Origin of the sequence: Acidianus sp. HS-5 (assembly GCF_021655615.1) — an archaeon.
Classification (GTDB): Archaea; Thermoproteota; Thermoprotei_A; order Sulfolobales; family Sulfolobaceae; genus Acidianus.
Genome location: NZ_AP025245.1, coordinates 2,421,216 through 2,444,857 on the forward strand (window position 1 = coordinate 2,421,216; position 23,642 = coordinate 2,444,857).

Annotated in this window: 32 protein-coding genes; 23 read left to right on the forward strand and 9 right to left on the reverse strand. The window is 34.1% G+C overall.

Features of this window, described 5'->3' with window-relative positions:
* The first annotated feature begins 15 nt into the window (after positions 1–15).
* From HS5_RS13425 to glnA, 4 genes are all read left to right on the forward strand, one after another.
* Positions 16–1,377, forward strand: coding sequence for a class I adenylate-forming enzyme family protein (locus HS5_RS13425; RefSeq protein WP_236751869.1), 1,362 nt, complete (start codon positions 16–18; stop codon positions 1,375–1,377).
* A complete protein-coding gene (gene trxA / locus HS5_RS13430; protein WP_236751870.1) occupies positions 1,370–1,774 on the forward strand; it encodes a thioredoxin in 405 nt (134 codons plus the stop codon). Before HS5_RS13425 ends, trxA begins: the two co-directional genes overlap by 8 nt.
* The gene (locus HS5_RS13435; protein WP_236751871.1) at positions 1,764–2,375 is read left to right on the forward strand and encodes an ATP-binding cassette domain-containing protein; all 612 of its coding nucleotides are present in this window, start codon (positions 1,764–1,766) and stop codon (positions 2,373–2,375) included. Before trxA ends, HS5_RS13435 begins: the two co-directional genes overlap by 11 nt.
* Before the next feature lie 120 nt (positions 2,376–2,495).
* A complete protein-coding gene (gene glnA / locus HS5_RS13440; RefSeq protein ID WP_236751872.1) occupies positions 2,496–3,911 on the forward strand; it encodes a type I glutamate--ammonia ligase in 1,416 nt (471 codons plus the stop codon).
* Here the strand turns inward: glnA and HS5_RS13445 are convergent.
* From HS5_RS13445 to moaA, 4 genes are read right to left on the reverse strand one after another with little or no spacing between them, the layout of a single operon-like run.
* The gene (locus HS5_RS13445; protein ID WP_236751873.1) at positions 3,908–4,807 is read right to left on the reverse strand and encodes a winged helix-turn-helix transcriptional regulator; all 900 of its coding nucleotides are present in this window, start codon (positions 4,805–4,807) and stop codon (positions 3,908–3,910) included. The two genes, glnA and HS5_RS13445, sit on opposite strands and share 4 nt — an antisense overlap.
* Before the next feature lie 44 nt (positions 4,808–4,851).
* Positions 4,852–5,490 (reverse strand): GTP cyclohydrolase I FolE, encoded by a 639-nt coding sequence (folE, locus tag HS5_RS13450; RefSeq protein ID WP_236751874.1) that lies wholly within the window; start codon positions 5,488–5,490, stop codon positions 4,852–4,854.
* Positions 5,491–5,541: 51 nt separating this feature from the next.
* Positions 5,542–6,597, reverse strand: coding sequence for an aminopeptidase P family protein (locus HS5_RS13455; protein ID WP_236753593.1), 1,056 nt, complete (start codon positions 6,595–6,597; stop codon positions 5,542–5,544).
* The gene (gene moaA / locus HS5_RS13460) at positions 6,591–7,517 is read right to left on the reverse strand and encodes a GTP 3',8-cyclase MoaA (protein ID WP_236751875.1); all 927 of its coding nucleotides are present in this window, start codon (positions 7,515–7,517) and stop codon (positions 6,591–6,593) included. Before moaA ends, HS5_RS13455 begins: the two co-directional genes overlap by 7 nt.
* A 34-nt stretch (positions 7,518–7,551) precedes the next feature.
* On the opposite strand from moaA, the gene HS5_RS13465 reads away from it, so the two are divergent.
* Positions 7,552–7,737 carry a hypothetical protein gene (locus tag HS5_RS13465; RefSeq protein ID WP_236751876.1) on the forward strand — a complete coding sequence of 62 codons (186 nt, stop codon included), beginning with the start codon at positions 7,552–7,554 and terminating at the stop codon, positions 7,735–7,737.
* Here the strand turns inward: HS5_RS13465 and HS5_RS13470 are convergent.
* Genes HS5_RS13470 through HS5_RS13485 form a run of 4 tightly spaced genes read right to left on the reverse strand, consistent with a single transcriptional unit; the run spans position 7,721 to position 9,952 of the window.
* A complete protein-coding gene (locus HS5_RS13470; protein ID WP_236751877.1) occupies positions 7,721–8,383 on the reverse strand; it encodes a serine/threonine protein kinase in 663 nt (220 codons plus the stop codon). The genes HS5_RS13465 and HS5_RS13470 overlap by 17 nt on opposite strands.
* A 3-nt stretch (positions 8,384–8,386) precedes the next feature.
* Positions 8,387–9,274 (reverse strand): PLP-dependent cysteine synthase family protein, encoded by an 888-nt coding sequence (locus tag HS5_RS13475; RefSeq protein ID WP_236751878.1) that lies wholly within the window; start codon positions 9,272–9,274, stop codon positions 8,387–8,389.
* Positions 9,275–9,329: 55 nt separating this feature from the next.
* Positions 9,330–9,554, reverse strand: a complete 225-nt coding sequence (locus HS5_RS13480; RefSeq protein WP_236751879.1) for a sulfurtransferase TusA family protein — start codon at positions 9,552–9,554, stop codon at positions 9,330–9,332.
* Positions 9,551–9,952: a DsrE/DsrF/DrsH-like family protein gene (locus tag HS5_RS13485; RefSeq protein WP_236751880.1), complete on the reverse strand. Its 402-nt coding sequence runs from the start codon at positions 9,950–9,952 to the stop codon at positions 9,551–9,553. Before HS5_RS13485 ends, HS5_RS13480 begins: the two co-directional genes overlap by 4 nt.
* Positions 9,953–10,004: 52 nt before the next feature.
* On the opposite strand from HS5_RS13485, the gene HS5_RS13490 reads away from it, so the two are divergent.
* Together HS5_RS13490 and HS5_RS13495 are read left to right on the forward strand one after the other, a co-directional pair.
* Positions 10,005–11,006, forward strand: coding sequence for a DUF711 family protein (locus HS5_RS13490; protein WP_236751881.1), 1,002 nt, complete (start codon positions 10,005–10,007; stop codon positions 11,004–11,006).
* 49 nt (positions 11,007–11,055) lie between these two features.
* Entirely contained in the window at positions 11,056–12,105 is a 1,050-nt protein-coding gene (locus tag HS5_RS13495) for a phosphate uptake regulator PhoU (protein WP_236751882.1), read from the forward strand.
* A gap of 3 nt (positions 12,106–12,108) precedes the next feature.
* Here the strand turns inward: HS5_RS13495 and HS5_RS13500 are convergent, their stop codons facing one another.
* Positions 12,109–13,269, reverse strand: a complete 1,161-nt coding sequence (locus HS5_RS13500; RefSeq protein ID WP_236751883.1) for a nicotinate phosphoribosyltransferase — start codon at positions 13,267–13,269, stop codon at positions 12,109–12,111.
* Between the two features lie 56 nt (positions 13,270–13,325).
* Between HS5_RS13500 and HS5_RS13505 the strand changes: the two genes are divergently transcribed.
* The 16 genes from HS5_RS13505 (at position 13,326) to HS5_RS13580 (ending at position 23,642) form a co-directional block, all read left to right on the forward strand.
* The gene (locus tag HS5_RS13505; RefSeq protein WP_236751884.1) at positions 13,326–13,784 is read left to right on the forward strand and encodes a 30S ribosomal protein S19e; all 459 of its coding nucleotides are present in this window, start codon (positions 13,326–13,328) and stop codon (positions 13,782–13,784) included.
* 9 nt (positions 13,785–13,793) lie between these two features.
* Positions 13,794–14,144, forward strand: a complete 351-nt coding sequence (locus HS5_RS13510) for a DNA-binding protein (RefSeq protein ID WP_236751885.1) — start codon at positions 13,794–13,796, stop codon at positions 14,142–14,144.
* The gene (locus HS5_RS13515; protein ID WP_236751886.1) at positions 14,141–14,296 is read left to right on the forward strand and encodes a 50S ribosomal protein L39e; all 156 of its coding nucleotides are present in this window, start codon (positions 14,141–14,143) and stop codon (positions 14,294–14,296) included. The genes HS5_RS13510 and HS5_RS13515 overlap by 4 nt, the downstream gene beginning before the upstream one ends.
* A 4-nt stretch (positions 14,297–14,300) precedes the next feature.
* Entirely contained in the window at positions 14,301–14,567 is a 267-nt protein-coding gene (locus HS5_RS13520) for a 50S ribosomal protein L31e (protein ID WP_236751887.1), read from the forward strand.
* Positions 14,564–15,235 carry a translation initiation factor IF-6 gene (locus HS5_RS13525; RefSeq protein WP_236751888.1) on the forward strand — a complete coding sequence of 224 codons (672 nt, stop codon included), beginning with the start codon at positions 14,564–14,566 and terminating at the stop codon, positions 15,233–15,235. Before HS5_RS13520 ends, HS5_RS13525 begins: the two co-directional genes overlap by 4 nt.
* Before the next feature lies 1 nt (position 15,236).
* Complete coding sequence (gene rpl18a / locus HS5_RS13530; RefSeq protein ID WP_236751889.1) at positions 15,237–15,494, forward strand: 50S ribosomal protein L18Ae; 258 nt, start codon at positions 15,237–15,239, stop codon at positions 15,492–15,494.
* Between the two features lie 11 nt (positions 15,495–15,505).
* Positions 15,506–15,949 (forward strand): prefoldin subunit alpha, encoded by a 444-nt coding sequence (pfdA, locus tag HS5_RS13535; RefSeq protein ID WP_236751890.1) that lies wholly within the window; start codon positions 15,506–15,508, stop codon positions 15,947–15,949.
* 212 nt (positions 15,950–16,161) lie between these two features.
* Entirely contained in the window at positions 16,162–17,082 is a 921-nt protein-coding gene (gene ftsY / locus HS5_RS13540) for a signal recognition particle-docking protein FtsY (RefSeq protein ID WP_236753594.1), read from the forward strand.
* A 32-nt stretch (positions 17,083–17,114) separates the two neighbouring features.
* Positions 17,115–17,291 (forward strand): preprotein translocase subunit SecE, encoded by a 177-nt coding sequence (locus HS5_RS13545; RefSeq protein WP_236751891.1) that lies wholly within the window; start codon positions 17,115–17,117, stop codon positions 17,289–17,291.
* A 9-nt stretch (positions 17,292–17,300) separates the two neighbouring features.
* A complete protein-coding gene (locus HS5_RS13550; RefSeq protein ID WP_236751892.1) occupies positions 17,301–17,759 on the forward strand; it encodes a transcription elongation factor Spt5 in 459 nt (152 codons plus the stop codon).
* Positions 17,760–17,771: 12 nt separating this feature from the next.
* Complete coding sequence (locus HS5_RS13555) at positions 17,772–18,278, forward strand: 50S ribosomal protein L11 (RefSeq protein WP_236751893.1); 507 nt, start codon at positions 17,772–17,774, stop codon at positions 18,276–18,278.
* 5 nt (positions 18,279–18,283) lie between these two features.
* Entirely contained in the window at positions 18,284–18,940 is a 657-nt protein-coding gene (locus tag HS5_RS13560) for a 50S ribosomal protein L1 (protein ID WP_236751894.1), read from the forward strand.
* Positions 18,937–19,944, forward strand: a complete 1,008-nt coding sequence (locus tag HS5_RS13565) for a 50S ribosomal protein L10 (protein WP_236751895.1) — start codon at positions 18,937–18,939, stop codon at positions 19,942–19,944. Before HS5_RS13560 ends, HS5_RS13565 begins: the two co-directional genes overlap by 4 nt.
* 41 nt (positions 19,945–19,985) lie before the next feature.
* Positions 19,986–20,303 carry a 50S ribosomal protein P1 gene (rpl12p, locus tag HS5_RS13570; RefSeq protein ID WP_236751896.1) on the forward strand — a complete coding sequence of 106 codons (318 nt, stop codon included), beginning with the start codon at positions 19,986–19,988 and terminating at the stop codon, positions 20,301–20,303.
* Between the two features lie 53 nt (positions 20,304–20,356).
* The gene (gene alaS / locus HS5_RS13575; RefSeq protein WP_236751897.1) at positions 20,357–23,062 is read left to right on the forward strand and encodes an alanine--tRNA ligase; all 2,706 of its coding nucleotides are present in this window, start codon (positions 20,357–20,359) and stop codon (positions 23,060–23,062) included.
* Positions 23,025–23,642 (forward strand): DUF434 domain-containing protein, encoded by a 618-nt coding sequence (locus HS5_RS13580; protein ID WP_236751898.1) that lies wholly within the window; start codon positions 23,025–23,027, stop codon positions 23,640–23,642. Before alaS ends, HS5_RS13580 begins: the two co-directional genes overlap by 38 nt.

The following is a 23,642-nucleotide window of genomic DNA, read 5'->3' on the forward strand; positions in this document are numbered from 1 at the left end:
TTAAAACGGTTACTTATGAGCTTAGCAAATGTGCTTTACGAATGGTATAAGAAAAATCCGTCTAAGGTATTTTTAGAAGGAGATAGAACTCTAACTTATCAACAAGTAGTTGACGAAATCAGGAAAACTGCATCACTGATCTCTCCAGGAGAAACTGTGGCTTATATAATGTTTAACTCCACAAGGTCAGTAATAAATTACTTAAGCATTTACTGGGCAGGAGGAAAAGTAGTTGCAATAGATCCTTTAACTTCTGCTGAGGATTTAAAATTCATTTTAGAAGATTCTCAACCATCTTTAGTTTTAACAGATAATGAAGTATTGGAAAGGGAAAAGAACATATTAAAGGAGTATAAGACAATAGTAGACTCTACCGGCACTTATGAACAGACTTCTCCTTATGAATATAGAGAAGATGAGGTAGGCTTAATTTATTATTATGCAGGAATAGCCGGAAGAACTATGCAGGTATTGCACAGCGCAGAGAGAGTTGAATTAAACTCTGCTTCTATATATAATGCAATAAAATTAAAGGAAATTTCTAGCATATTAACAGTGCCTTTAGCACATGTTTTAGGGAATAGCGTTCTAGGAGTTACTCTAGAAGCAGGAGGATTTATGTACGTAATGAAAAAATTCGATCCAAAGGAAACTATATCAGCTATTGATAAGTATTCAATAAATTATCTGGCAACAGTTCCTATGGTTTACGATGCATTAGCTAATGAGAACGGCAGTCTTAATAGCTTAAGACTCTGCATCAGTACTGCAGCACCTTTATTTCCTTCAACAATAAAGGCATTTAAGGAAAGGTTTAACAAGGACATCGTACAGCAATACGGTTTTACTGAAGGTCTTGTAGTAACTTATCAGCCTCAGGAATTTTCTCAAGTGATAAGCATAGGAAAGCCTTTACCTAATGCTGAAGTAAAGATAATGAAAGACGATAAGATCGAAGCAAACATAGGAGAAACTGGAGAATTGTGGGTAAAAGCTCCTTGGCTTATGTTGGGCTATAAGGATGAGGAAGAGACTAGAAGAGTATTTGAAGGAGAATGGCTAAAAACTGGGGATTTAGTAAGTGCAGATAATAATGGTTTGCTTTATTTTAAAGGCATAAAAAAGAGAATGCTAAAATATAAGGGATATCCAATATTTCCTAGAGATTTAGAAGAAATTCTCCTCTCTCATCCTTTAGTAAAGGAAGCCTTTGTTTACGGAGAAGATTCAGGAAATCTGGGAACTCAACCAGTAGCAAAGGTTTTAGTTAAGGAGAAAAAAGAAGGCCTTGAAGACGAATTGCTTAATTATGTTAACCAGAGAGTCGCATTTTATAAGAGGTTAAAGAAAGTATATATAGTGGATAAAATTGAGTGAAATTGAGTCTTTAATAAAGGAGATTGCGGAAAAGTTGCAAAAGAGAGCAGAAAATGTTAAGTCACCTAAGTTTGAGCCTGAAAGCGTTAGTGAAGATAAATTTGATGAAATACTTTCTAAAAATAAAGTTGTGATAATTGATTGTTGGGCAGATTGGTGCGCCCCTTGTCATTTATACGAACCAATATTTAATAAGATAGCAGAAAAATACAAGGATAAAGTATTTTTTGGAAGACTTAATGTTGATGAAAACCAGAAAATCGCCGACAAATATAACGTGCTAAATATACCTACAACACTAATTTTCGTTGATGGTCAGCTTAAGGATTCTCTAGTGGGGGCAGTTGATGAAAATACTTTAGAAGATACCATAAAGAAATATATTCATGACAATTGAAGCTAAAGTAGAGAAAAAACTAGGTACTTTTCTCCTTAATGCTCAAATTAAAGAGAAAGGAATAATATGCATTACTGGAAAGAACGGTAGTGGAAAAACCACTTTTTTGAGAAGTATAGCTGGTTTTTTGAATATTGATGAAGGTTATGTAAAGATTAATAATAAAGATGTTACCAAGTTTCCTCCAGAAAAGAGAGAAATAGCCTTAGTGACTTCAGAGTCATACATTCCAGGGATAAAGGTAAGGTCACATTTAATATGGGGTGCCAAAATTAGGAAAATCAAATATGATGAAGAAGATCTTGAGGAATATAAGGACTTGTTAGGCGGAATATCGTTAGATGAAAAGGTTGATAAATTAAGTCTAGGGCAAAAAGAAAGAGTTTCCATACTTACTGCTATACTTTCTAAACCTAAAGTTATACTTATAGATGAAGCATTCTCAAATATTAACAATAAAGAAGATTTCATAGAAAGTATTATTGAGCTAATACGTAAAAATTCCATAGAATTAATATTTACAACCCAGGATATAAACGATTCTCATTTTGCAAATTCTCATTTACGCATGGAAGAAGGAAAATTGTTAAAAATTTTTTAAAAGATGTAACTTAAGCTTTTCAATATACCTAAAAAGTAATTATAAATTTATTTTATAATCTGAAAACTTTATATGCGAATTACAACAAAAGCTTATATACTCTTTAACAGAACTCGATACATGCCATCAACTCCAGAAGACATGTTAAAGTTCCTAAAAGATAATAAAATTGAATGGGTAGATTTACAATTCACAGATGTGCCAGGAAGATTACACCACATAACTATACCTGCAAGTGAATTTGATGAAGATAGCGTAAAGACAGGTTTCGGAAAATTAGACGGAAGTAGCATAAAAGGATTCACAATGATTTACGAAAGCGATATGGTACTATTACCAGTACCAGAAACTATGACACTTATTCCGTGGACACCAGGAGTTGCAAGAGTTATAACGAAAGTATTCTGGGGCGGAGGAAAAGGAAGATTTGAAAGAGATCCAAGATTCATAGCAGAAGAAGCAGAGAGATATCAGCAATCTCAAGGTTATACTTCCTTCTTTGGTCCAGAATTAGAATTCTTTATTTTTGACAAACTAGACCTCGATGTAGCTACTCCTCAGAGAGGAACAGGATACAAAATTATTGCAAGAGAAGCACCATGGCAAAATAATGGAGGATTTATAATCAGATATAAAGAAGGATATTATCCGGCACCTCCTGTAGATCAATTAATGGATGTAAGGCTTGAGGCAGTAGAAACTTTAGTCAAGTACTTCGGTTTTACAATAGAGGCTACTCACCATGAAGTAGCTACTGGAGGCCAAGGAGAAATAGACTTCAGGTTCTCTACATTGGCAGATACTGCAGATAAAGTACAAACCCTAAAATACGTCTTAAAGAACGTTGCGGCAAAACATGGTATGATAGCAACTTTCATGCCTAAGCCGATGTTTGGAGATAATGGAACAGGAATGCATACTCACTTCAGCTTATGGACTTCAGACGGTAAGAAGAACCTAATGTACGACCCTAATGACGAATATGCAGAAATAAGCCAAACTGGAAGATATGTGATTGGAGGAATTTTACATCATGCTAGAGCATTATCTGCAATAGTTTCCGCGTCAGTTAATAGTTATAGGAGACTAGTGCCAGGATTTGAAGCTCCGGTATATATTGCATGGAGTAAGTCAAACAGAAGCGCAATAATAAGAGTACCTTCGTATTATAGAGGAATAGAAAAAGCGAAAAGGATAGAGTACCGTGCACCAGATCCTTCATCTAACCCATACATGGCATTTTCAGCAGTATTGATGGCTGCATTAGACGGAGTTAACAAGAAAATAGACCCAGGAGATCCTGTAGATGAGAATATTTATCATTTAACTCCAGAAAAGAGAAAACAATTAGGAATTAAAGAATTACCAAGATCTTTAGATGAAGCACTTGACGAGTTAGAGAGTGATAAAGAATTCTTAAAACCCGTATTTAACTCTACAATACTTGATGCATACATAGACTTGAAGAGGGAAGAAGCTAAGACTTTACAAATGTATCCACATCCAATGGAGTTATACTATTACCTAGACTCCTAAGCTGGAACATAAACATTTAATTTTTTCAAATTCTTATAAACTTCTTTTAAATCCAGATAACTATCAAAATAATACCTTTCAGTAGCTTTTTTCATTACGTTATAATCTTCATTTAATAAATTGGAATAATCTGAAATCCACCTATCTTTTGAAGACAGGAACCAGGAAAACGCGTCCTCGTATACTTCTTTTACCTTATCTTCATCTTCTAGTGAAGATCTTACTGCTAATGTGCAACAATGATTTGGCTCAAATAAATGAGTTATTTTGTGCCCTTTAGACTCTAATATCGATAAATAAGGTTCCCATATAGCTATTGCCGAGACTTTTTTAGTTTCAAAGCTGCTTACTAATTCTTGTGGAGAATTGAAAGGTATTATATTAGCATTCTTTACTTCTGTTAATGTCCATGTTTCCATGCTGGACATTACTGTAGAACCTATATTGCACGACTCACCTATAATTCCTGCACCTCCTTTTGCTCCACCTGCTATAATATTTATATCAAATATTTTTGAAAATATAATTTGAGAGATAACTGGGGAAAAACCCATATCTATCTTTCCTAAGGCCAGGTCTTTGGTAACTTGAAGACCGTTATCGTAGATTTTTATCTCTACTTCTATTCCTTTTTCCTTAAGCTTTTTTACAAACGGAATAATAAACGGATACTCTGCTGCATTTATTATGCCTAGTTTAAGGAATTTTGTTTCATTCAAGGATACTATTAAATTCTTGCCCGCAAGTTGCTTTCTAGATATTATTCCTTCTTTCTCTAATTCGTTAAGTATTTCCGATACTCTACTTTTTGACATTCCAGAAATTTTTACTAGCTCAGTTTGAGGTAATGATCCTCTCGCTTTGAGAATGTTGATAATCTTATCTCTTCCTGCCATTACTAAAAATTTAAAAAACACTTTATTAAACTTAAAGTTTTCTTCTATAATCTTAAACTTCTTTCGTGGCTAGTATCTAAAAGTCTGAACACTTGATTAACCAAAGCTCTATTTGTCTTAAATACTCCTCTAGTAGCTACTGACACTAGTTTAGCTTCTTTATCCTTTACTCCTCTTACATAAGCGCACATATGAATTCCGTTACCTATAACCATTACTCCTTTAGGTTTTATTTCGCTGTTCATTATTGCATCGGCTATTTGAGATACTAATCTTTCTTGTATCTGAGGCCTTGCAGAATAATAATTAACTATTCTTATTATTTTACTAAAGCCAGCAACTCTATCTTCATCATTGGGAACGTATGCCACATGAATCCTTCCTATAAATGGTAACAGATGATGTTCGCAGAGAGAAGAGAACTGTATATCTCTAATTAGAATTACTTGATCTCCGTTCTCTGTCTCTGCTGTATCTTCTCCCATCTCTCTAGCATTAAATACTTTTATTTTAGGTGGTGCAGTTCTTAATCCTGAAGTCATTTCTATTAAAGCTCTTGCAACTCTTTCTGGAGTTTCCTTCAAACCTTCTCTGTTAGGATCTTCTCCTAAAAGTTCTAATATTTCCCTTACCCTTCTTGCTATCTCTTCCACCAATTTTTCTTGAGATATTGATGTTTCCATGCCAATTAGTATTCTGAGACTCTGCTAATTAAATAGTTTTTATAAAAAGACTTACAAAAGCTTATAAGCTGTTTCCAAAACCTCGGGTTTACCATTAGTTACTACCAAAGTATCCTCAATCCTAACTCCGAACTTATCTTTAAGGTATATTCCAGGCTCTACAGTTATTACCATATTTTTCTTTAATACGTCGTTGGAATTGAACGATATATAAGGAGATTCATGAACTTCTATACCGACACCATGACCGGTAGAGTGAACAAAGTATCTTCCATAGCCATATTTTTCTATAACTTTCCTTGCAATTTTATCTATTTCTGCGGCGCTCATTCCAGAAGTAACTGCATCTATTGCCTCTAGCTGAGCTTCTAAAACAATCTCGTAAATTTTTTTCACTTCTCCTTTAACGTTAAAAGTTCTAGTACTATCGAAACAATAGCCGTCAAATTTTGCTCCTATATCTATAACCACGTCCTCATTCTCTAAGATTTTCTTATCAGTAGGTATGTGATGCGGGAATGCTGAGTTTTTGCCCGCTGCAACTATTGATGGGAAAGCGTAATCTTCAGCACCGCTGGCTTTCATTGTGTAATCTATTATTCCCGATAATTGTTTTTCAGTTATTTCACCTTCCAAAATTTTGTCCATACTAACTTTCATTGCTTCTGAGGTTATTTCTCCTGCTTTCTTTATTTTTTCTAATTCATCGTCATCTTTTATACTACGCATTTCAGAAATATCATTGGATATGTCTATTAAGTTATATTTTGATGATAAAATCTTGTAAATACCAATATTGGACCAATTGACATCCAATGCAACAGAATTTCTAGTGATGAACTTCGGTATAATTTCTGATACAGAACCAACAAGAATTCCACTAGCTATATTACTTGGATAATATATTTTAACGTCTAGTCCATTTACTTCCTTTGCTCTATTCTCCTCAAGCAGCGGCGCTAAAAGCGTTGCTACTCCGTCACAATATATTATTATACCTGCCCCTTCATATCCAGTAAGATAATAAATATTAGAATCTCCTGATATTATTATACATGTATTATTATATTTTTCAGATATCTCATGAAGCTTTTTGATTCTCATAATGTATATTTAAAATTGGGCTCTCTAATAGCTATTGCTAACTTGAATGCCTCCTTAACTAATTCTAATTTTTCGTCTTTTGATAGCTTGGACTTAAGAATTCCAGAAATGTCAATCACCTTATCCTCTCTGTATAAACATGTTTTTAACTTACCATCTACTGTAAGTCTTATTCTATTACAACCAGCGCAGAATATCGGATTTGCATAAGGTTTTATCACTTCTACTACTAATCCGGAATTTAAATAATATCTAGGTCTAAAGTGTTTATTCCTTATAGTTACCTTTGTTGAAATCTTCTTTAAATAGTCTTCAATTATACTCAAGTTTTCGTGATAAGAAAAAGTAGACTTACCTAGTCCCACTGGATGCATTTCAATTAAGTGTAATTCATCTATTCCAATTCTCTCCGAGAAGTCTATAATTTCCTTTACTTCGTTAATATTCATTTTATTCACAACAAAATTTAACTTTACAGGCCTGAGGTTGACATCTATAGCTGTTTTTATACCTTCTAAAACTTTATCTAATGCGTCAACTCCAGTAATTTTCTTAAAAGTTTCTCTATCTAATGCGTGAAGACTAACGTTAACTCTTGATAGACCCGATTCTTTTAATTTTACTGCTAATCTGGAGAGTAAAATACCGTTGGTAGTCATGGAAATTTCGAAGCCTAAAGATTTTAAACTTGCAATAATGTCAGTTATGTCTCTTCTTAAAGTTGGTTCTCCTCCTGTCAACTTTATGTATTTTATTCCAAAATCTTTAGATGCCTTAGCTACTAAAATTATATCGTCTAAAGGTAAACCCGATAAATACTCATTTCCTTCGCCTTCCATATGGCAAAAGAAGCATGAAAAATTACATGTATGTGTAAGTGTTATCCTTAAATCTTCAAGATCTCTTCCGAATCTGTCCTTCATTACTTTTAAATTGTTTTTATCCTTAATAAACTAGATGAAAGAAGTACTTTGCCCCAAATGTGGCATAAGAATGGAATTTATGGCAGAAACTGAAAGCAATAACGAAGGAAGAGAAGTTAGATATTTTTATAGATGTCCCGCTTGTGGGACAAGAATAAGCGAAAGTACATTAAAGATTTTAAGGAGAGATAGTTCTGTAATAATTAAAGTTCTGCAGTAATTTTTTTGATAAAATTTAAAGACATTGGCGGAAATAAAGTTAGTAGCCCTATATTCTCGATATTGAGAATATGAGAGACCTCTCTTTGTGTAGGATTATAGGAATCTAAAAACACTTTAGTCATTTTTTCAAAATTCTTTAAATCATTTATATATTTATAGCTTAAGAATAACAGAAAAACTAAAATATCCCACGCAAAATATTTTTCATCGTTAGTCTCTATAGCTTGTTCAGCATCAATAATATAGATTTTCTCATTTATAATGAAATTTTCAATTTTAGTATCTCCTAATGCAATTCCACTTTCATGAATTGTCTTAAATGCTTTGCCTAACATAGCAAAGTCTTCTTCTCTTTCTATTGGCCTCCCTTTAATATAATCTCTCATTATACAATTAGTATCATAATCCATATCGATGATTTTTGGAGTTCCAATTTCTTTCCATGATCTAGTGAAAAAGTCAATTTCTCTATTCATTCGTTCTTTGGGGTCTGACGCATAAGGATATGACTTAAAAAATGATGAGATAAAATACCACTTGATTCCCGCACTCGTAGAATAGCATTTAATTACAATCTCTTTTTCTTCAAGTTTTACTAACTTGCTCTGTAAATATAGTGATTTTATAACATCTTCCAATTTCATATTTTATACCTTAGAATCTATATCGTCTAATTCCATAAAATATTTAAACGCATCGTCAGGAAATATCAATACTGTAGTTTTGTAGTCAGCAAGCTTCTTATATGCGGCAACTGTTGCTCCAGCGCTTATTCCTATTAAAATTCCAGTACTTCTAGCGACATCCTTTATTCCTTCTATTGCGTCATTCCTAGTTATGTCCATCATTCTATCGATCTTAACTAGATTAGTAAAGCTATTCGCATCTTGCCTTTTAATGCCTGGAATTCTTTCTCCCTCTGCAGGTTGGACTCCTACTATTTCTACATCGCTGCCATATTTTTCATTAAAATATTTCGCTATTCCAGTCAAATGACCACCTGTCCCCGCTGTAGCTATTATACGTTGAGGTTTCTTATTTAGATATTCTAGCTGTTCATCTATTTCCTTTGCGGTAGTATAATAATGGGTCATATAATTTAATGGATTTCTAAACTGATCCAAATGTAATGCACCAGTACTTTTTGAATACTGTTTTACTAAAGGTAATAGCTCTGTAGTAGATTTCCCTGCTTGTATAACTTGAGCCCCTAAAACTTTCATCATAACTCTAAAACTTTGTGGAGCTCTTGCTGGGATAAAAGAAGTAAATTTCTTATTAAATATTGCAGAAAGTGAAGCTAACGCCACGCCGAGATTGCCCGACGTCGCTTCAACTATTTCATTCGCGCCATTCTCTAATGCTTGCTTAAAGAGAAACCATGCAGTCCTATCTTTTATACTATGACTGAAAGGATTATAGAACTCGAGTTTTGCCCATACATCTTCTCCTATTTTTAATCTTAAAAGTGGAGTAGGCCACATATTTTCTAAAAGTTCTATAGGGTCTTCAAATATGTGAAGATCTTTTGACACAATACGCATCTACCTATTAATCTATCCTCTGTCAGTGTATAAAAGAGTTTCTTTTTTATTTCTTTATTTTTAACCTAATCACTATTTTACTTCCTTGCTTTTCATAACCTAAAAATATATTTCCAGTTTCAGTGCACCATTTTTCTAAAGCTTGCACTGATGCCTCCCAAGGAGTTCTTACAACTACTTCCTCTTCTTCGCCTTCCTTTAATTCCTTCCATTCCCTATAAATTTCAAGTAAAACTACTGGACATATCCCATCAGAATCTATTTCCTTCATAACGTAACCACCACGTCTGAAGTTTTAGCTTCTTCTAAAAAAGATATAGTATCTGACAGTTTTATTCCATCCAGCAAATCAGATTTGGAAAATCCTGCTAACTTTAGCCCTGCTTCGTCTACGTAAAAATCGACTCCTTCTTTTATAGCCTCTATAAGCAGCTTTGACGTATCTGGAACGTTCATTCTCTTCATTTGAAAATTAATAAAAGTCCTGGCAAAAAATCCCATTCTAAGCTTAGATTTACCTTTCATTTCTCTGGTAAAAAGAATTACAGCTTGTGAAGTTACAAAGAATTTCACATCCCAATTTAAGGATTTTCCACCTATTGCTAAAACTAATCCGTGATAAAATTTATCCATGCTGTTATCCGCAAGTAATATTGTAAGTTTTGCCATAGATAGTATAACGTGATTAAAGGTTATAAAAACGAGCAAAGTATATTAAGCCATGAAAATAAGAGCAGTAACTGCGTTTGTAACTGATGTAAATAAAGATAAAATAATGTTAACATCTAGCAAATTGGATTCAATTAAGGATGAAGATATACTTACAAAAAGAATAAGCTTACCTCAAACACCACTAAGTTTAAATTTTTCAAAACTATTAGATCTAGTAGAAGATAAATCAAAAATTTTCAGTTTGATAAGCATAAAAGACAAGGATAAAAGACTACAAGAAATTAGAGATGTACTCTCTGCAGGAGAAAATATTTATGCAAATGTATTAATAACTTCACCTTCTTACATCGATGGAATAATAAATCTCATAAGTAAACTGGAACCTTCGGAAGCATCGAGATTTGCGTTGCTCATTAATGATTACTTCCTTTTAACTCCGTATTTTCCAACTTCTACTGCGGATGTAGCAAGAGATTCTTTAGGACTATCATTGCTTTATGTCAATGACTTTAAGGAGAAGAAGGCAATACAGAACCTAGAAAAAGCAGATGCTAGGGGTAAGATGCTTGAGAGTAAGACAGGCTTAAAATACATAGGGATAGATATTTCACTTTCTCCGTGGGGAGAAGAAAGCGTAGGAAAACTTATAGAAGAAAGAAGTGGGAAGAAGATATTTAGCAGAGGTCATATCTGGTCAGTTGGCGAGCTTAATAGAGAATTATTCTCAAGTGCTTGGGAGGCTAAAATTTCGCCAATAGGGTATTCAGAAGTCATGTTACCAGTGGGCGAAGATGTAGTACTAACTAAACGTGTTGAGGAAGAATCTCTAACGCTTTCACAACTACTGAGCATGACCTTCTCATGTGCTGCAGGATTGGATATGGTAGGAATAGAAGAGGATAAGGAATTGTATAAGAATATTATTAAGGATGCAATTGCTATTCAATTCGTTAAGAAAAGACCTTATGGTATAAGAATTATACCTTCTAGAGGTGAGAAAAAGATCTATATAAAAGAATTTGGTTATATACCAACCATTAAAGTCGTATAGAAAAGATTTAAATTACTTTTATATGTCTAGTAATTTATAGTTGAGTAAAATGGAAGTTAGAAGAGTACAAAAATTTGGTAAATCTACACTAATGGTTTCATTACCTGCAGACTGGGTTAAGGAAGTGGGTTTAAACCCAGGAGAAAGTATTTACTTGGAGGTAGATGAGGACGGAAGCTTAAAGGTATATCCGCCCAACTTAAAGACTGAAGGAACTAGTAAAGATATGAAAATTCAAATAAAAACTAACATCAGCCCAGACCTAGTAAGTAGGATAATCTACAGCTTATACATTCTTGGGTTCGATAAAATATCAATAGAATCTATAGACGGTCCTTTTAATGAAGATATATTAAGAAAAGTTAAAGATACTGTAAGAAGTTTAATAGGACTTGAGATAGTATCGCAGGATCTTACTACTTTACAGATACAGTCCTTTTTAGATCCAACAAAATATAGTATGAGCAGCTTAGTTAGCAGATTAAGTAACACACTAAAGCAAATGCTACATTATCTAAATCTAGGAATTAAAGAAGCAAGCAGAACATTTTTGCAGGAAGTTCTAGAATTAGAAAAAGAAGTTGATAGACTATACTATTTATCCTTAAGACAGTTATTGCTAGCTCAAGTAAATAGGAGCTTAGCTTATATGATAGGAGTAAAGAGAATTCAAATAATAGGAAACAGAATTCTAATGAAAGCAATAGAGGAAGCTGCAGACGAGATAAGCGAAGCAGCCTCAGATTTACTTTCATTACACCCTGAAGACCTAGAAGTACTCAAAGTGTCTTGGGATAAGATAGACATGATCGTAGATCAAACTGCAGTGGTTATAGATCACGTAGTGAAAGTTCTAAATAAAGAAGATATAAAGCTCGTGAATGAAGTTTTAGAGGAACTAAGAACATTAAGAAGAGTCCTTATGACTGAGGCATTGGTTGCAGAGGAAAAAATTGAGAAAAGTAATTCAACTAGAGTTACTGTAGTATTTAGGAGTCTAAATTTAAGACTGTATAATGCAATAAGGAGAATGGAACCCATAGCGGAAATAGCGTTCAATAGAAGTATAGAAAACTTAAAGGAAATAGTTATAGATTAAAAATTACAGTGCTTGAACTTCTTTTAATTGATCTAGAACGTAGCCTCTTATTTCCTTTAAGCTAGGTAAATCTCTTATTATCTTTCCATTCTCCATATATTTAACAAGCAGAGGCTTACATCCCTCTACCGACTTATCTTCCAGTAAGGTTATTACATCATTAAGCTCGCCGCATCTATATACCTGCTTAGCTCCAGGCCATTTACCTCTTTTAGTGTATGGAACCCATCTATCATCAATTTTCTTCTCAACTATATCTGCACTTAAATCTACACTGGGAGGCATGGAAATGCTAGTTCCCACTCCGAATCCATCAACGTAATCTCTAAGTTCTACTACGTCATCCTCGTCTATTCCACCACTAACAAATATTTTAACGTGAGAGAAGCCATTAATATCTAAAGTCCACTTAACTTCTTGAACTATCTTCCTAAAGTTACCACGTCTGCTTGAAGGGGTATCTAATCTCACTCCTGCTAACTTCTTACCTAATAGTTTAGCAGCTTTTAACGCCTCTGTTCTCTCATCTTCAAAAGTATCTACTAATGTTATTCTCTGCACTTTCTCATCCATTGCTTCGTCAAACGCTTTCCACGCTTTTTCGTTATCTCCTACAGAAAGCATTAATGCATGAGGCATTGTTCCAGATGGTTCTATATCGAAAATATCTTTATCAAACGCTCCAGAAATTCCGTCAGAACCACCTATGTAAGCGGCTCTATCAGCCATAGGAGCTATTGCAGGATGAAGTGCTCTAAGACCAAAAAACAGTACAGTTTTGTCTTGAGCTAATTTCTTTATTCTTGCGGCTTTTGTTGCAATGCTACTTTCCTGCCTTAGTATTCCTAGCAGTGCAGTTTCATAAACTCCGAAATCTAGGTAGTTTCCTTCAATTATCATTGTAGGCTCTATTTCTTTAAATAAAGTTCCTTCTGGCATTGCATAAACTGTTACCGGCTTTCCTTCAAGTAGTTTAAGAGATTCTTCTAATCCCGTAAATACGGCCCAGCTGTATCCCTTAGGAAGTCCATAAGAATGGAATTCCATTCTTACTTCTACTTTATCTATCCCTAAGTGTTCTAACGTTTTTATAGTCCTATCAAAATAAATATCCGTTATCTTGCCGCTTAAAATCTCGTCTTCCGTTGCAGTATAGAACTTCATAGTTATCTTTAATCTAAAGTTAATTTTTAAACCTTAAAGATAGCACTGAAATAGACATGATTACAGCTGATATGATACCTCCAAATTTGCTAATAGATAAGTTAGCAAATTATATAAAAGAGAATGTTAAGGAAGTACAACCTCCAGAATGGGCGTTTTTTGCAAAGACTGCAAGCTATAAGGAAAGAGTTCCAGACGATGTGGAAAACTGGTGGTATTTTAGAGCAGCATCTTTACTTAGAAGGATATACAAGGAAACCTTTGGTATTAATACTTCAAAGACAATATATAGCGGATTAAAGAGAAAAGGAACTAATCCACCACATACTGTAAAAGCTCCTGGGCATGCGAACAGATTAATATTTCAACAGTTAGAAAAGGCTGGTTTAATAGTCAAGACAAAAAATGGTAGGAGTCTTTCACCAAAAGGAAGGTCAGTATTAGATAAATTATCATACGAAATCTTTAAAGATTTGGCCGAAAATAATCCTTCTTTGAAAAAATACTTAGAATAGTGATGTTCTATGTCAGAAGATGAATATGATCCCGAATTACAAAATTTATTGGCTAGAAGGGCAGAAGAAGAAAGTAGAAGAACATTAGAAGAGAGAAGGAAAAGAGAAGAATATGAGAAACAAAAGGAAGCTTTACTTAGGATTATTTTAACACCCGAAGCTAGACAAAGGTTAAATAATGTAAAGTTAGTAAAACCTGAAATCGCGGAGTCTTTAGAAAACCAGTTAATAGCACTTGCACAAGCAGGAAGAATTAAGACTCCTATTACTGATGATGAACTAAAAGAAATACTATCTCAAGTTGCAGAACAAAATAAAAGAGATTACAAGATTCAGATTAAAGAGAGGGGTTGGAAATGAGCACTATAAAACCCTTAGCTAAAAAAATGAGATTAGCAAAAGCAATAAAATCAAATTCTGCGATACCAGCTTGGGTTATATTAAAAACTAACGGGAAGGTAAGGATAAATCCTCTCAGAAGAAATTGGAGAAGGAATAGTTTAAAGGTGTAAATCTATGAAAGAGAAGGATAATTTTGAAATGGTAATTAATCTAAGGAAGATAGCTACTGGAAAAAGGACAAATAGAGTAGGAAGAGCAGTAAAAGAGATTAAGAATAAAATAACAAGACATTTCGGAGCAGAGAAAGTAGTTATAGATCCTTTAGTAACAAAGTCTTTATCTACTAATAATTACGATAAGATAAAAAGCAGAATAAGAGTAGTAGTAAGTAAGTTAGACGAAAAAACATATTTAGTAAAGCTAGCAATTAAGAGTGAATGAATATACAGAAATTAAGTATATTCGGCACTGACAATATAGGAGTTTATATTTTTTCTAACGATAAATATACTTTTGTTCCTAAAAATCTAGATAACGAAACTAAAAAGGTAATTAGAGAGAATTTAGATACCGAAATTATAGAAACTACTATAGCAGATAGTTTTTTAATAGGAATTTTCATGACGGGCAATAATAATGCACTTCTCTTTCCTAAAAATATTAGAGATGAAGAGCTAAGGGTAATAAAGGAGCTAGCTAAAGATGTTAGAGTAGAAGTATTGAATTTGAAAACTACAGCCCTTGGTAATGTAATATTAACTAATGATAATGCAGCATTAGTTTATCCAGAGTTTTCAGACGCAGAGACAAAGCAAATAAAAGAAGCCTTAGAAGTTGACGAAGTTAAAAAGGGTAGAATAGCACACGTGTCTGTAGTAGGATCAGTTGGCGTTATTACAGACAAGGGCGGAATAGTTCATATAGACGCAAGCGACGATGAAATAAATGAGTTGTCTAAATTATTCAAGATAAATATAGATATAGGTACGGTAAATTTTGGTAGTGCTTTCGTTAGAAGCGGGCTAATAGCAAATAATAAAGGAATATTAGTTGGTTCTTCTACTACTGGACCAGAGATTTTAAGAATTCAGAAAGCTTTAGGTGATTGAGATGGAGGAAATTAAAGTTTATATGGTAAAAGGCACCGCGCTATTTAACGAAAGTAGCTTTCCAACGAAGCAAAAGTTTACAAAATTCGTTAGAGCTTTAAATGAAAAACAAGCAATGGAATACGTTTATACATATTTCGGAAGTAAGAATAAAATAAAAAGGCACAATATCAAGATTGAGGAAATTAAAGAAGTATCACCAGAAGAAATTGCAGATAGGAGCATAAAAGATATTGCTGAGCTAGATAAGATTATTTAATGTGATAAATCATGTCCGACCAAGAAGAAAATAAGGTAGTAGTATCTTTAGACGATTTATTAGCACAAGCGCAATTATTAAAAAAACAAATAGATGATCTTTCAGCAGCAAGAGCAGAATTATCAGACTCAGTGGCTTCAATTGAAGCCGCTAAAGCTTCCATTCAAGAATTAAAAACACAACAAGAAATGTTGGTATCAACTGATAAGAAAGGTTATCTTATGTTTAAAATTGATCCTCAACCTCCTCAAAAAGTCTTAGTATATTTAGGCCTATCATACTACGCTGAAGTAGATATGGATACAGCATTGAAAATTTTAGACGATAGAGAGAACGAATTAAAAGAAGCATTTACAGGACTTGATAAGAAACTTGCGGAAAGTAAGGATGCGTATGATCAAATAGTTGACATTCTAAACCAGATTCAAGCACAAGCTCAACAGAAAGGTGAGTAATTTGTTTCGAAAAGTTAAAGAAAGCTTTTTCTTCGTTTACTGAAAAACTTAAGCAAAAAGGAGAAGAAGAGCAGCAACAAACTCCTACTCAAAAAGTAGAGGAAAAGAAAAAAGAAGAAGTTGAGCAACAACCTTCTCCACAAGGTAATGAAACTCAAGAATTACCTTCAACAAAGGAAAGCAAAAGAGAAGAGCAACAAACATCTGCAGAAATAGAGGAGCAAACTTCTACTCAGAAGAAAAGTAGTTTAGGTAATAAGTTAAACATCTTCAATATTTTTAGATATAGAGAAATAAAAGAAGATGATATTGACGATATTATAGAAGAGCTTAGAATGGAATTACTCGAAAGTGATGTAAGTCTTGATGTTACTGATAAAATCTTAGAAGACCTTAAATCATCGCTAATAGGCAAAAAGATAAGCAGAAGTGACGATTTAGACGAATTAGTAAAAAAGTCATTAAAAAGCTCGATAACGGAAATCTTAGAAAAAAATAAATTCGAGAGAAATTTAATTGATGAAATTAAAAAATCCTCTAAGCCTTATGTTATAATGTTCTTTGGAGTAAATGGAGTAGGAAAGACTACAACTATTGCAAAAGTTGCACAAGCGCTGAAGAAAGCCGGATTTAAAGTAATAGTATCCGCGTCAGACACCTTTAGGGCCGCAGCTCAAGAACAACTTGCAATACACTGTCAAAAATTGGAAATACCATTAGTAAAAGGAAAATATGGCGGAGATCCTGCATCAGTTGCTTTTGACGCAATTCAAGCAGCTAAGAGTAGGGGAATAGATGTTGTGCTTATAGATACCGCAGGCAGAATGCATATTGATAAAGATTTAGCTGAGGAATTGAAAAGAATAGTTAGGATCTCAAAACCTAATTTAAAGCTCCTAGTAATAGATGCATTAGCAGGAAATGATGCAATAGAGCAGGCAAAATACTTTGAGAATACTGTAGATTATGACGGTGTTATATTGACCAAAGTTGACGCTGATGCTAAAGGCGGAGTGGTCTTATCTTTAGCTTATGAATTAAAGAAACCTGTAATCTTCCTAGGAACAGGTCAGAACTACGATGATTTAATTCCTTTTAGCGTGGATTGGTTTATTGAGAGAATTTTTAGTTAAAGTTAATTTCTTCACTCCTAAGATATAAGTGTATGAATATAGTAGAAAGAATAAAGAAACTGCCTGATGATTGGAAAAGAATAGTGAATGTTGCAAAAAAGCCTGATAAAGGAACTTTTAACATGTACTTAAAGACGACAATCATAGTAATGGCTTTCATAGGACTTTTAGCTTACTTAATACAGTTAGTTTTAGCATTCATAATTTGAGGTGAGTAAATGGAGACTAAAATCAGGAATTATTACGCAGTTAAAGTTACTGGCGGGCAAGAAATAAGTGTAGGATTAATGCTAGAAGAGAGAGTAAAAACTAATAGTATTCCAGAAATTTATTCAATAATAGTGCCTCCAGGACTTAAAGGATACGTAATAGTTGAAGCCTCTGGGCCTCACGTTGTTAAATTGCTAATTTCGGGCATAAGGCATGTTAGGGGAGTAGCTCAAGGATTAGTGCCCAAGGACGATATAATGAAAATGGTATCTAAGAAAGTTACTGGACCTACAATAAATGAAGGTGACCTAGTGGAAGTAGTCTCTGGACCTTTTAGAGGAATGCAAGCTCAGGTTGTTAAAGTTACTGAAGGAAAGGGAGAGGTAGTGTTAAATATTTTAGAATCTGCTTTCCCATTACAAGTAACTATACCCGTAGATCAAGTTAAACCCGTGAAAAAATCTTAAGGTGATAAATTCATGCCCAAGAAAACTCTAAAAATAGTAGTAGAAGGAGGTAATGTAAAACCAGGACCGCCTTTAGGGCCAACTTTATCTCAATTAAAATTAAACGTAGGCGAAGTAGTTAAAAAAATAAACGAAGTTACTTCGCAGTTTAAGGGAATGACGGTACCAGTAACCATAGACGTTGATTTAGATACTAAAGAATTCGAAATATCAGTAGGTATACCCACAACCTCTTCCTTATTGCTCAAAAAAGCTGGAGCAGATGCACCTTCAGGAGATCCTGCACATAAGAAAATTGGAAATATAAGCTTAGACGATATTATAGATGTTGCAATAACAAAGAAACCGTCTCTTACTGCAAAAGCTCTTAAATCTGCAGTAAAGTCAATACTAGGTACTGCTAGGCAAATAGGTCTAACAGTAGATAAAAGAGATCCAAAAGAGCTTATAAATGAGATAGATGAAGGAAAATATGACGAAGTTTTTTCAAAGTACGAAGAAAAATGGAGTAAGGCGTAATAACCATGATAGTTCCGAAAGATAATTTAATAGAAGGCTTAAAAGAAGCGGTATCGGAAAAGAACAACCCTAAAAGAAAATTCTCTCAAAGCGTGAACTTAATAGTAACTTTTAAAGACGTTGATATGAAAAGAGGAGATGTAAAACTTAGAGAAATAGTAGTTTTACCTAAAGTGCCATCTAAATCTAAAAAAGTTCTAGTCGTCCCATCTTTTGAACAATTAGAATCTGCTAAAAGAGCTGAACCTAACGTAGTCTTAACTAAAGAAGAATTACAAAAACTCATGGGACAGAAAAGAATAATCAAAAAATATGCAAAACAGAATGATTGGTTCTTAATCTCACCTGATACAATGGCTTTAGCTGGAAGAATATTGGGTCCAGCTTTAGGACCAAGAGGTAAGTTCCCAACTCCCTTACCTTCTGGAGCCGATGTAGCAGAATATGTTACGAGATTTAAGCGTACTACGATAGTTAAAACAAAAGATCAACCTCATGCTCAAGTTTTCATAGGTACTGAGGATCAAAAACCAGAAGATTTAGCAGAAAACGCAAACGCAGTATTGACAGCAATAGAAGGTAAAATTAAGTCAACATCAATAATAAGAGCTATATATGTGAAAACAACAATGGGTAAACCAGTAGAAATTAAAATTAAGTGATAGAAATGAGCTTAACCGTTCAACAACATAAGATTCCCCAATGGAAAATTGAAGAAGTAAAAGAACTGAAGGAGAAAATAAAAGAACATAAAACAGTTCTAATAGCAAGTTTAGACGGATTTCCTACAGACAAGTTACACGAAATAAGAAAGAAGTTTAGAGACGTAATGGAGATAAAAGTATCCAAAAATAGACTTTTTGAAAGAGCTGCAAAAGAGAGCGGATTAGATGTAAGTAAACTTCAACAGTATTTAACTGGTACTAATGCCTTCATTTTCAGTAATAAGAACCCATTTGAAGTTTCCTTAATGTTATCAAGGTTCAAACTAAAGAGATACGCCTTGCCTGGAGATAACGCAGACGAGGAAGTAGTAATTCCTGCAGGAGATACAGGAATACCTGCAGGACCTATGATAAGCGTCTTTGGAAAATTAAAGATTCCAACTAGAGTTCAAGAAGGCAAAATAGCCATAACAAAAGACACAACAATAGCGGAACCTGGACAACCTATTCCCCCGGAAATAGTCCCAGTACTTCAAAAATTGGGAATAATGCCAGTTTACGTAAAATTAAGATTAAAGGTTGCATATCATGATAATTTAATAATTCCAGGAGATCAATTAGAATTAAAGTTAGATGAGTATAAATCACAAATTCTAGAGTCATATAAGAATGCGCTCACACTAGGAGTAGAAATAGCATATCCAGAGCCAGAAATATTGAAGTTAACATTAGGAAAGGCATACAAGAATGCTATGGCTTTAGCGGGAGAATCTGGTTACATAACGCCACAGTCAGCACAAGCAGTATTCTCCTCAGCTCTAGCAAAAGCTTATGCATTAGCAGGTGCAATTAGCGGTAAAGTAGACTTAGGAATACAAGTGCCTACTACACAGCAGACACAACAGCCAAAGGAGGAGAAGAAAGAAGAAAAGAAAGAAGAAGAAAAGAAAGGACCAAGCGAAGAAGAAATCGCAGGAGGACTATCATCCCTATTCGGATAAAAACTTTTAAATTCCTCTTAACAAGAAGAAGGTGATTAAAAATGGAATACATATACGCGAGTTTGTTACTCCACTCAGCTAAAAAAGACATAACAGAAGACAATTTAAAGAACGTATTAACTGCTGCGGGAGTAAGCGTAGATGATGTAAGAGTAAAAGCAGTAGTTGCAGCATTAAAAGAAGTAAACATAGATGAAGTATTAAAGAATGCAGTAGCAATGCCAGTAGCCGCAGCAGCACCAGCTCAAGCACAAGCAGCTCCTGCAAAGGAGGAGAAGAAAGAAGAAAAGAAAGAAGAAGAAAAGAAAGGACCAAGCGAAGAAGAAATCGCAGGAGGACTATCATCCCTATTCGGATAAAAACTTTTTTGCTACATTAGTCTTTAATTCTTGTTTTCTTGTTTTGTTATAGGATGAAAATAGACGAGAATGAGTATAGATTAAAGTTCTTTCAGGAGAATCACTACGTAAGAAAGCAATGTATATCATGCAAGACTCCATTCTGGACTACAGACGAAAAGAGAGATAACTGTGCTGACATACCATGTACTGATTATACTTTCCTTGACTCAAGTATAGGAAAACTAAATCTTAGTGTTAGTGAAGCCAGGAAAAAATTTTTAGAATTCTTCCAAAGACATGGACATACAATAATACCTCCAAAACCTGTGCTTGCCAGATGGAGAGATGACCTATATTTAACAATAGCTAGTATTGTAGACTTTCAACCTCACGTAACTAGCGGACTTGTCCAGCCCCCAGCTAACCCGTTAGTAGTTTCTCAACCTTGCATAAGATTAGAAGATGTAGACAACGTAGGAATTACATTTGGTAGGCACCTAACTACGTTTGAAATGGGAGGTCATCATGCATTTAATTATCCAGATAAATTCGTATATTGGAAAGATGAAACTGTCAAATTATCAAAGGAATTCTTCACTGAAGAGTTAAAGATACCTGAGGAACTTTTAACTTTTAAAGAATCGTGGTGGGAAGGAGGGGGAAACGCAGGACCTTCGTTTGAAGTTACCGTTGGCGGATTAGAATTAGCTACCCTAGTCTTCATGCAGTATCAAATAGTTAATGGAGAATACGTTCCCTTAAAACTAAAAATCGTTGATACAGGATATGGAATAGAAAGACTAGCTTGGTTCACTCAAAAAACTCCAACGGCGTTTCACGCAATCTATGGCAATTTAGTTTACACATTTTTCAAAAAATTAGATCAGCCTTATGTGGATGAGGAAATGTTAAAAACTGCAGCAAAGTTCGCAGGTAGGATTGATCCTGACAACCCATTAACTGTAATACACCATAGAGAAATGGTAGCTAAAGCATTAGGGTTAAAAAAGGAAGAAGTGGAAAAAGAGCTTACAAGAGCAGCAAGAGTATTTCAAGTTTTAGATCATAGTAAAACTATTGCTTTAATGCTAGCTGATGGGTTGGTACCATCAAATTCTGGAGAAGGCTACCTAGGAAGATTATTAATAAGAAGAGCACTCCGTGTAATGAAAATTTTAGGTAGTGATATTAGATTAAAAGATTTAGTCCTTGAACAAATTAACTTCTGGAGAGAGGACTTCCCACAGTTCCTTAAGAATAAGGACTATATATTAGATGCAGTGGAATTCGAGCAAGAAAAATATGAAGAAACATTACAAAAAGTATCTTCTGTGGCTTCGTCACTTGCCAAGAAAGGCAATGTAACAACAGAAGATCTAATAAAAACTTACGATACCAACGGAATTCCTCCGGATTTAATAGCAGATGAACTAAAGAAAAAAGGAATAGAGATTTCTGTTCCTTTTAATTTCTATGCATTAGTTGCAAAGAGACATCAGTCTGCTCCAATTAAAGGAGAAAAAGAGAAAGCTAGGCTAACTCCAGACGCAATAGAATTTGCTAAGAAGTTCATTTCGACGGATAAGTTATATTACAAAGACCAGTATCAGCGTAGCTTTAACGCAAAAGTACTCGGAGTCCATAAGAACTTTATAGTTCTAGATAAGACAACCTTCTATCCAGAAGGAGGAGGACAATTAGGAGATTCTGGAATAATAAAGACCAAAAATGAAGAATACCGAGTAATAGATACCCAAAAAGTAGGAGATGTTATAGTCCATGTTTTAGATAGAGAAGCAAAGCTTAACGTTGGAGAAGAGGTTTACGGTGAAATAGACTGGCAAAGAAGATATAGATTAATGAAACATCATACTGCTACTCACGTTATACTTGCAGCAGCAAAGAAGTTACTCGGAGAACATGTATGGCAAGCAGGGGCTGAGAAAACTCCTGAAAAAGCTAGACTTGACATTACTCATTATAAGATGTTAACGCCAGAAGAGGTAAAGAAGCTTGAGGATATGGCTAATTATGTGATTAATGATAGAAGACCAGTAACTGCAATAGAAATGGACAGAATGAAAGCCGAAATGACTTTTGGAGTTTCAATATATGAAGGAGGAGTTATAAATAAGCCAACTATAAGACTCTTGGAAATTAAGGATTGGGACGTAGAAAGTTGTGGAGGAACACATGTAAGTAACACCAGCGAAATAGGTGCAGTAAAAATAATCAATGTAGAAAAAATTCAAGATGGAGTAATAAGGCTAGAATATGTTGCCGGAGATATGGTTACAAATTACGCTAGAGATATTGAAGATAAACTAAGTAGAATCTCTACAGACTTAGATACGTCTACAGAACAAGTGGAAATAAGATTAAAGAGAACTTTAGAAGAAATGAAAGAAATGAAAGAAACTCTTTCTGCGTATAGAAGCTGGTACGCAGAATACGTGGAAAGCAAGATAACTGAAGAGAAAATAGACGGAGTAACGTTAAAGGTGTTACCAGAAGTTATGGATGAAGACATAGTCAAAGACCTGCTAAGAAAATTAACAATTCAAGTTAACAAGACTATTGCAGTATTTATAGGTAAAAAAGCCGTAGATATAGCATCAAGCAAAGACTTGAAGTTAGACGACTTAGCTAATTTCTTAAGGAGTAAAGGAGGAAAAGGAGGAGGAAAAGGAACTTACTTGAGCATGATGATGGAAGGAAAATCAAGGGAAGAGATAATTAATGATATTAAAGAAGGAATTGAAAGAAGCATACATTGATTACAAATACTTACTTAATAGAGGATATAACAGAAAACCTGCATTAGATCTCGTGACTGGAAGATATTCTCTTTCTTTTAAACAAAGACTTCTTCTCTATAGGTGTACTCACTCAGATGAAGAGATAAAAGAGATAAAGGAAAAGATACAACTAGAAAAAAACGTAATAATTGACGGCTTTAATGTTGCAATAACTATACTAAATGCTCTAGATAATGATGAAGCATTCATATGTGATGACGGCTTTGTCAGAGACTTAGGTTTAGGATCTAAGAAAGGAGATAGCAGAATTGAAGACATACTAATTTTGTTTTCAGAATTTTGCTACTTCTTGGGATTATCTTTTACTCTGATCTTAGATTCAGAAATAAGTCACAGTGGTGAAATAGCTTCAAACCTCAGAAAAAGGGGAATTAATGCAAATACTGTAGATAAAGCAGATAAGACTGTAATGTCAAGTGAATCCACTATAGTCAGTAATGATTTCGTAGTAATGAGGAACGCAAGCAAAATATTTGATTTGATTGGATTATTCTTGCAAGGTTATGCGAATTTACCTAGAATTCCTGAAGATCTATAG